Annotated in this window: 4 protein-coding genes; 3 read left to right on the top strand and 1 reads right to left on the bottom strand. The window is 40.0% G+C overall.

Features of this window, described 5'->3' with window-relative positions; genetic code table 11:
- The first annotated feature begins 179 nt into the window (after positions 1 to 179).
- The 3 genes from HZA38_05510 to HZA38_05500 all read left to right on the top strand — a co-directional run bounded on the left by HZA38_05510 (position 180) and on the right by HZA38_05500 (position 4,072).
- On the top strand, positions 180 to 1,379 hold the full coding sequence (locus HZA38_05510; protein ID MBI5414938.1) for a tyrosine--tRNA ligase: 1,200 nt from the start codon (positions 180 to 182) through the stop codon (positions 1,377 to 1,379).
- Between the two features lie 220 nt (positions 1,380 to 1,599).
- Positions 1,600 to 3,645 (top strand): PAS domain-containing protein, encoded by a 2,046-nt coding sequence (locus tag HZA38_05505; protein ID MBI5414937.1) that lies wholly within the window; start codon positions 1,600 to 1,602, stop codon positions 3,643 to 3,645.
- A 25-nt stretch (positions 3,646 to 3,670) separates the two neighbouring features.
- Positions 3,671 to 4,072 (top strand): response regulator, encoded by a 402-nt coding sequence (locus HZA38_05500; GenBank protein ID MBI5414936.1) that lies wholly within the window; start codon positions 3,671 to 3,673, stop codon positions 4,070 to 4,072.
- Between the two features lie 99 nt (positions 4,073 to 4,171).
- Here HZA38_05500 and HZA38_05495 read toward each other — a convergent pair.
- The coding region (locus HZA38_05495; protein MBI5414935.1) for an S-layer homology domain-containing protein at positions 4,172 to 6,541 on the bottom strand (2,370 nt) is incomplete at its 5' end.

The following is a 6,541-nucleotide window of genomic DNA, read 5'->3' as shown; positions in this document are numbered from 1 at the left end:
TGTTCTGCTTTGAATAGTATGACTGCTCTCGGAATGCCAAAAAGTTACAAAATAGTATGAAAACCTTAGAAAAAGAAAATTGCTCTTTCCTGAGTCTCTATATTATGATTTGTGCAACAAAGCCATTCGTAATTCGTAATTCGTAATTCCTGATTCCTACTTCCTAATTCCTACTTCCCATGCCCTCTGATACCGAAATCTCCGAACTTCTTGACCGCGGCATCGCCGAAGTGCCGACGAGAGAAAGTTTTGAAAAAAAACTCCGATCTGGAAAAAAGTTGAGAATTTATCTCGGAATCGATCCGACGGGTTCTGACCTGACACTTGGTCATGCTGTTGCTTTGAGAAAATTGCAACAATTTCAAAAATACGGCCATCATGTGATTCTTCTTTTTGGCACGTTTACCGCGAAAATTGGTGATCCTACGGGAAAATCAGAAACACGAAAACCGCTCACGGACGCAGAAATTACGAAAAATATGGAAACATATCTTGAACAAGCGGGAAAAGTGCTCGATATTTCCAAAGTTGAAATTGTAAAAAATGGAGATTGGCTTTCAAAAATGACGTTTGAAGATGTGTTGAAACTCGCAGGAACGTTCACAGTATCGCAGATGCTTCATCGGGAAATGTATCAGGATCGCATCAAAAATAATCAGGAAATCAATCTTGTGGAATTCATGTATCCGCTCATGCAGGGATACGACCCAATTCCGATGAAAGCCGATGCAGAAATTGGAGGAACAGATCAGCTATTTAATCTCATGGCGGGAAGAAAAATCATGGAAGCATACGGAATTCCTCCGCAAGAAGTTCTCACCGTTCCGATTCTTGAAGGACTTGATGGAATAGAAAAAATGTCAAAATCGCTTGGGAATTATATTGCGATCATGGATTCTCCACGTGAAATGTTCGGGAAAACGATGTCGATTCCTGATCATCTTATTCTTCGATACTTTGAACTCGCAACAACGGTTTCGCTTGATGAAATCGAAGCGCTCAAAAAAGAGCTGAAAAAAGGAATGAATCCTCGCGACGCCAAAGTACGACTTGCGAAGGAAATTGTGACACTTTTTCATGACGCTTCAGCCGCAGATCACGCGGAAGAAGAATTTAATCGAATGTTTCAGGAAAAAGGACTTCCGGACGAAATACCAGAAATTTCGATGAAAAAAGGAAAATATACACTTCTTGATCTTGTCTTAAAAACAAGTCTTTTCTCTTCCAATTCCGACGCCAGACGAATGATCGAGCAAGGGGGTGTGAAGATCAATGGGGAAAAGAAAATTGCGCTTGATGATGAAATTCAGCTTGATACCGAAATCATTCTTCAGGCGGGAAAGCGGAAGTTTTGCAAAATTATCGTAGCGAAGAGCTAAGAACTAATAGCGAAGAATTAAAAGTGAAAAAAGAGAAATATTCTTTTCAATTTTTTCAATTTTTTTCATTCTCCATTGTTCATTCTCAATTACTCAACTAACTCTTATCTTTTATCTTTTATTTTTTAGCTCTTAGCTATTCGCTCTTCGCTTGCTTTTTCGGTTGAGAAAACCCCTTAAAAAATGGTATAATGATGAGATGATGGCAATTTCTGAATGCATGCCTCAAAAAATAAAAACCAAAAACATCTCGGCACCAAGTAATTCTGCGAAAACTGAACCACGAAGTTTTCAGTTTCTCCGTGATCTTTCCTTGAGATTTAAGCTCCTCATGGCATTTAACGTGATTATTGCGGGATGCCTTTTTTTCAGTCTCTACATCAATGACAACTTGTCTTCCGTACAAACTTCTCTCTCAAACTTAAATGCGGATTATATCGAATTGCAAAACATCATGAATATTGAAAATAACAAAGAGAAACTGACGAATTTTGAGTATAAGAATCTTGTAAATGATCCTTTGTGGACGGAAAAGTATCATCAGGCATTTTTTGAGTTTGAAGTACTTCTTTCACAACTCAAAATTGTGGAAATGTATCAATTCCCAGAAGCACAAGAGCAGTTTGAAAGAATGAAGCAAGAGCTCAATGAATCAGAGCAAAGAATTGCAGAGACGATTAGTTCCGGAAATATCGAACAGGCGAAAGAGTTGTTTAATACTGAATTTTCGAATCAAGAACAAAGACTTCATCGTTTTTTGCGAATACTTGTTCTCAAAAAACGCCAAGAAATCGCAGACACACTCGGAGTGAATGTAAATGTTTCCAAAGAAATGAGGAAGGTTTTTGTACTCTTCATCGCGATTTTCCTCTTCATTGGCCTTATTCTAGCGTATCTCCTGACACTCATTATTGTAAAACCATTGAAAAAAATTGCAGCGACAGCAGAATCCATTTCAGCCGGAAACTTAGAGAATAGAGTAAAATACTCTTCTCATGATGAGATTGGAACTCTGACTGCTGCATTTAACGAAATGACGGACAAGCTCCAGAAGTCTTATGAAAGAGTGCAGGAACAAGTTCGTATCAAAACAAAAGAACTTTCTGAAACACTTACAGAACTCCAGCTCAAAAATCTGGAATTGGAAAAAAGAAAGAAAGTTATTGAGGAGGAAAAAGAACGCGTTCAGGAGGAGCGAGATAAAACCGAAACCATTCTTCAGAGCATTGGAGATGGAGTTTTTGTGCTGAATACGAAATATGAAATTATCCTTTTTAATGAAGTAGCAGAGCATCTCACCGGTTTCCCGCTCTCGGAAGTGGTGCAAAAAAAATACAGTGATTATTTAAAATTTACAGACGAGAAAAATATCAACAATTACAATGAATTCATTACGAATGCCCTGAAAACAGGAAATATTGAACAAACTCCACGGGACAGTGTGCTTCTCCATAAAAAAGGCGAACCGATTCCTATAGCGAGCAGTGCGGCTCCGATTAAAGATATATCTGGCAAGGTTATTGGATGTGTGGTGGTATTTCGCGATGTTACCAAGGAACGAGAACTCAATAAAATTAAAAATGAATTTCTCTCTCTCGCATCTCATCAACTCCGCACTCCACTCGGAAGTATGCGCTGGAATATGGAACTCCTTCTTGGTGGAGATATGGGAGAAATAACAGATCCTGTGCGAAAAACTTTAGGGAAAATATACAGCAGCAACCAGCGAATTATCAGTCTTATCAATGATCTTCTCGATGTGTCACGCATTGATTCAGGGAAAATTCAAGATACGCCAATTCCCACGAATGTCGTTCAAATTATTGAAAATGTTCTCAAAGAAATGGAAGGATATGCGGATGAAAGAAAAATTGCTCTCTCGGTTGAAGCGCAAGAACCATCGCTTCCACATATTCTTGTTGATCCGAAACTTTTTCGGGAAGTTATTCAAAACTTAGTTTCAAATGCGGTAAAGTTTAATCGCCCTCAAGGGATAGTTCGTGTTGTCGTACAGGAGGTAGAAAAAAAACTGCAAATTGATATTATTGATACGGGAATGGGAATTCCGCGAAGGGATCACAGCAGGCTTTTTGGGAAATTTTATCGCGGAGAAAATGCCACTCGCAGTACAGAAAGTGGTACAGGACTTGGACTTTATCTGGTAAAATCGTATGTAGAAAAATGGGGAGGCAGTGTGGGCTTTGAAAGTGAGGAAAACAAAGGCTCCACATTTTCAATGGTATTTCCGACTTTTCAAAAATCATAAATTTTCTATTCTTTTTTTCTTTTCTATGTCTGATAACACCCTTTCTCCTCAACAAAAAAAAGGATATATCCTCATCGCTGAAGATGAGGTTGATTATGCAGAGATTTATGAATTTAAACTCAAAAATGAAGGATATGAAGTGCTTGTTGTCCCAAACGGAGAAATAACACTTCAAAAAATCCGTGAGAAGAAACCTGATCTTCTGCTTCTCGATATTATGATGCCGATCAAAGACGGGTTTGAGGTACTCGAAGATATCAAGAAAGATTCGGTTTTTGCGAATTTGAAAGTTATTGTTCTCTCAAACCTTGGACAAAAGGATGAGATTGAGAGAGCGAAAGATTTGGGGGCCGTGGACTATATCGTAAAGAGTAATACTTCCTTTCAAGATGTTATTAACAAGGTAAAAGAACATCTCGCAAAATAGTTTTTATACAAATTCGCAATAGAAATATCACGAACATATCTCAGGAGCAGTAAGCAATAAGCTAAATTCGCATGGGACATATTGCTTATCGCTTACCGCTTACTGCTTTTTCTGTTCCTCTGCAAGCTTCATCACGAGCATGGTAATTTTTGCCGCTTCCGCTCTTGTTATCGGTTGATTTGGATGGAATTTCCCATCTCTATATCCTTTGATAATTCCTTGGAAATACGCAAAGTTCACAAATGTTCGGAACCAATCGTTTTTCCCCACGTCACGGAAGTAGTTTGATGAAATGGAAATGACATCAATTCGTGCTGCTACGAGAAGAATTTTTACCGCTTCCGCTCTTGTTACATTCGCATCAGGTCTGAATGTACCGTCTTCGTAGCCTTTGACAATCTTTCTTCTCATCGCCTCGGAAATATAGGGGATCGCCCAATGTCTACTTGGGATATCGTCAAATGGTGGGAAAATATCTCCATTTGCCTTATATCCTCCCATGAGAAGTGCTATTTTCGTGAGTTCCGACCTCGTTATTGGAGTATCTGGTGCAAATGTTCCATTCTTTTTCCCTTTGACAATACCTTTACATTCCAGTGTTTCCACATATCCCTTGCTCCAGTGTTTTTCAATATCTTTCAGCTTCGTGGTGCAGATTTCTTCTTTCACCTCGGGCGCTGCTGCTTTCAGTTCATCTCCTCCTTTTTCATTATCTGATGTTCTATTTTTTGCAAGCTCATTCTCTATTTGCTGGAGTAAAAGCTTGCTCACACCTCCACCACCACTTCCACCACTCGATACTTGAGGAGCTGGGGCTGGAGCTGCTATTACTGGAGCATCAGGAGCAAAGATACCGAATGTAGAAAGGTTTGTCGTCTCGCATGTAATAGTATGATTTACCGTATCTGGAGTACCACAGTTTTGTAATTGATCCCATCTCGACGTTACTTCATTATATCGATAAATTCGAAGAAGACTTTCATCAAGCCCTGAAATATCTCCTTCTTCATACGTAACTGTTACATCAATTGGTTCCTCAAACGAGGTAACTTTCTCGTTGTAATTGCAATACGCGGAAAAATCAAAGGTGCTTATCGCATTATCCGCATTTTCAGGAGTTCCAATATCCATAGTAACCGAACTCTTTTCGAGCTCTTTCAATTGGAATACAGCTCCATTATCAACATCACATACTACTGAAGCGTCATATGCCGGAGGGATTTGAAGAACTACATCACCGTTCAGATTCGCGCTTCCACCTGTATCACGGGAAACGACTTCCGTGGTCTGTGCTCTTACAATTGTTGCAGCACCGCGACATCCTCGAGTAGTAAAGGTGGAGGCAATACTTGATCCTAAATTTCCTGCAGCGTCCCTTGACCATAACTTATATTGATATACCGTACAAGGGAGAAGATTTTCAACGATGAGACTATGATCAATTTTTTTTGGATTTACGTCTGCCTCAGCAGTCGTCCATTTTCGTCCTTCGATAAAGTAATATCTTGCAAAGCTGCTTGCCATCTCATTAGTTGTCCAGATCATAGTAGCTCCACTTGCAGCTGGAGTAACGGTTACTTCAGAAATAACTGGTGGAGCAAGATCTATCGTGAATTCACTAATGGTTAACGGTGTCGAAATATTTCCCACACTATCTGTCACGGTAATCGTGCACGCATCGTACGTACCTGAGCTCAGTTCTCCTCCTGCTCCATCACTGTCAAGATTTATGATCATCTCCTGAGCGAGAGCTATGTTACTCAGACTTCTGCATCCTCCTCCCCAAGTAATCGTTCCAGCATCATTCGAAGAAAATGTGTAACTTGGTGTCGTGTCTGAAGATGATTGAGCAACTGGAGTAATCTCAGCAAGAACTGGAACATTGGTATCTATTCGATAGTTCGCGGTTCCAACTCTCGTCGTCTGATTTCCCGCATCGTCTGTTACAGTAACACTTACATTGTTATTGCTATCGTCCTGAGCATCGAGAGCTCCAGAAAGAAGTGCATAATAAATATTCACAAGTCCTGTCGCTGTTTTGTTCGTATCAACGGCTCTAAAGTTCGCAGCATTGAAAACTACAGGCGTCACTCCCGCGAGATCGGTGACATTATCCGCGCAACCTCCTTGTCCATCATTATTGTTATCCCAAGAAAGCTGTGGAGTATTGGAATTCTTGAATGCTTCTCCTATTCCAGTTGCACCTGTTACAGAGATACACGCAGCAGAAACGATTGGAGCTATGTTATCGACAGAGATTGCATCGGAACTTGTCGTAGAAGTATTTCCGGCATCATCAGTAATTGTGATGATAAATGTTTGAGTTGGAGAATCGAGTGCTCCAGCCATAACCACTGTTGATTCTGATCCCATCGCAAGAGCTGATTGTCCGGTGAGTGCAGAAACATTAATACTCACCGCAGAAAGATCTGCCTCAGAAATAGTTACTCCTGAAAGCGTCACTTTATC

This window comes from Candidatus Peregrinibacteria bacterium (assembly GCA_016220175.1).
Taxonomy (GTDB): domain Bacteria; phylum Patescibacteriota; class Gracilibacteria; order CAIRYL01; family CAIRYL01; genus JACRHZ01.
Note: the sequence above shows the minus strand (reverse complement) of the source record. Positions and strands in the feature narration are given on the sequence as shown.

What these genes read in the sequence shown, in the direction of transcription:
- HZA38_05505 (MBI5414937.1), top strand. Translation starts at nt 1,600, where the DNA reads ATGCCTCAAAAAATAAAAACCAAAAACATCTCGGCACCAAGTAATTCT.
- HZA38_05500 (MBI5414936.1), top strand. Translation starts at nt 3,671, where the DNA reads ATGTCTGATAACACCCTTTCTCCTCAACAAAAAAAAGGATATATCCTC.
- HZA38_05510 (MBI5414938.1), top strand. Translation starts at nt 180, where the DNA reads ATGCCCTCTGATACCGAAATCTCCGAACTTCTTGACCGCGGCATCGCC.